The organism is Billgrantia campisalis (assembly GCF_022341425.1).
GTDB lineage: Bacteria > Pseudomonadota > Gammaproteobacteria > Pseudomonadales > Halomonadaceae > Halomonas > Halomonas campisalis.
Window position 1 is genome coordinate 1 of the sequence record NZ_JABFUC010000044.1, and the last position, 1,309, is coordinate 1,309.

2 protein-coding genes are annotated in these 1,309 nt (G+C 71.7%); both read right to left on the reverse strand.

Going from position 1 to position 1,309, the window contains the following annotated elements:
- Positions 1 to 898, reverse strand: an 898-nt coding sequence (locus HOP52_RS19525; protein WP_238979200.1) for a FecCD family ABC transporter permease, incomplete at its 3' end; no start/stop codon positions are given.
- Positions 899 to 907: 9 nt separating this feature from the next.
- On the reverse strand, positions 908 to 1,309 hold a 402-nt coding region (locus HOP52_RS19530), incomplete at its 5' end, for a TroA family protein (protein WP_338072539.1).

Here is a 1,309-nt window from a genome sequence, read left to right on the forward strand (position 1 = left end):
GCTGCTCCGGGGCGATCAGGGTGCGCGCCAGGGTATCCGCCAGCACCAGCAGGGTGCCGCCGGCCAGCGCGCAGGCCGGCAGGATCAGGCGCTGGTCGTTGCCCAGCACCAGGCGCAGCATATGCGGTACCACCAATCCCACGAAGCCGATGCTGCCGGCGGTGGTCACCGCCATGGCGGTCAGCAGGCTAGCGGCGACATAGATCGTCCACTCCAGCGGCCGCACCGCCACCCCCAGCGCCGCCGCCTGCAGCGGCCCGCGGGCCAGCACGTTGAGGCTACGCCCCAGCGGGATCACCAGCAGGCAGACCGCCAGCAGCATGGCCAGTGGTGGCCAGGGGGTTCGCGCGTAGGAGAGATCACCCATCAGCCAGTAGAGCATGCCGGGCAGGCGGTCGGCGGGGCTCACCGCCAGCATCAGGGTGATCACCGCCCCCCAGCCGGCGGCCACCACCACCCCGGTGAGCAGCAGCCGTGACGGCGTCCAGCTGCCGGTGCCGTGGGCCAGGCCGAACACCAGCAGGGTCGAGGCCAGCGCCCCGCCGAAGGCCGAGCCGGAAATCGCCAGGCCACCGAGACCGGTCAGCATCGCCGCCAGGGCACCCACCGAGGCGCCGCCGGAGAGCCCCAGCACATAGGGGTCGGCCAGCGGATTGCGCAGCAATACCTGCATCAGCGCACCCGCCACCGCCAGCAGCCCGCCCACGGCGAAGGCCGACAGCGAGCGCGGCACCCGCAGGTCGAGGATCAGGGTGCGCGGCAGCGCCTCGCCGCCGCCGGTGAGCACCGCCCACAGCTCGCCCGGCGTCACGCCGACGCTGCCGACGCTGATCGACAGCGCCAGCGCCGCCAGCGATGCCGCCAGCAATAGGCCCAGGGGCAGGCTCAACTGGCGCATCACGCCTGACTACCGTCTGCCACGCGCGACCTCCAGTTTCTCGCAGAGAATGCGGCTGCCCTCCAGCAGGCGTGGCGTGGGCCGCTGGATCAGCGAGGGCGGCACGAAGAAGAGGTTGCCGCGCGCCACCGCGGTGAGGCTCGAATACTGCTCCCAATGGGTGAGCCAGTGACGGTTCTCCTCGCCCATGCCGCCGGCGATGATCGCCTCGGGGTCGGCGGCCAGCACCGACTCGTCATCGATGCGCGGCACCAGCCGCGCGAGGTCACCGAAGACATTGACGCCGCCGCAGATCGACACCACCTGGCCGATCAGATGCGCGTCGTTGACGCTCATCAGCGGTTCGTCCCAGACCTGGTAGAAGACCGGAACCGGCTCGGCCCCGGCGTAACGCGACGCCAGCGCCGCCAT